Genomic DNA, 994 nt, shown 5'->3' with positions numbered 1-994 from the left:
GTCGCCAAACGAATTCGAACGAGTGTATGAAAGAACGAACACTGAGGCTGAGCTTCTGGCAGGTTAAAATGGGGAGAAATTTCTCATTTTAACTTGTACTAAATCTTGACATAGGACCATATGTAGGCGCAAAAGAGAATAATCTTAAAGTATATTATGTTTCTTATGTAAGCGAATCCAAGGAAAGCCAAGGAGATAAATATATATCACTGTTTTTTGGGGGATGCAGGTGCCAATAATTGGAATCAAGCTGTTACGGTAAATACTGCAAAAAATGGAGGAAGTTTTAAAGGAGAAGATATTACTTCAGACGGATATTTTTATGTGGAATATAGTGGCGCAGAAAAACAATTAGAGTTGATTTTGCAAAGTTGGTCAGGAGGAAACGAGTGGGCAAAGGTAAATCCTTGTGAATTTGGTTCTGCCAATGGACATTATTTTGTAAAATATAAGTACTCAGATTGTGTTGCAGCATTTGGAACAGCGGATTTTCAGTCAAAATTAGATCAGATTCATGTAGGTGCAGAAGAAGACTGGATACAGTTTTACTCTGTATGCTATTGTTATCCCAACTAGAAATATGAAAAACAGCAGGAATAATTAATATTTACATGTAATTATGGATATGCTATGATAAAGGAGTAAATTATAGAAGAAACGGGATGAGGCGTATGTTGGCAATTTTAATCGGAGGAGTAGTTTTAATTGCAGTTATTATTGCAGTTGTCGCTTCGGTTGCAGGAGCAGTGGCCGGTATAGTAGACGACGATGCAGAAGAGTAAAGAAGAGTAAATGAAAAACCTAATCCCCCAGCTATGCTGGGGTGAATGGAGTAAGCAGTAGCGTGTAGGATAACGATAAAAAGCCTCCTGTGTTACAATGAGAAAGGTATCGCAAGCCAATCTCAAAACAAAGGAGGCGGTCCTTAATGGACAATCAAAGTTTATCACATGTTCGCTGGAAATGCCAGTACCATATAGTTTTCATACCAAAG

Annotated in this window: 1 protein-coding gene; it reads left to right on the top strand. The window is 37.7% G+C overall.

From position 1 onward, the window contains the following. The first annotated feature begins 216 nt into the window (after nucleotides 1–216). A complete protein-coding gene (locus tag KQI83_RS00035; protein WP_216553824.1) occupies nucleotides 217–576 on the top strand; it encodes a hypothetical protein in 360 nt (119 codons plus the stop codon). The last annotated feature ends 418 nt before the right edge of the window (nucleotides 577–994 follow it).

The sequence above is a fragment of the Roseburia sp. MSJ-14 genome (assembly GCF_018918225.1).
In the GTDB taxonomy this organism is placed as follows: Bacteria; Bacillota; Clostridia; order Lachnospirales; family Lachnospiraceae; genus Petralouisia.
The sequence above is the reverse complement of the archived record's forward strand: the minus strand, read 5'-3'. Positions and strand labels throughout refer to the sequence as shown.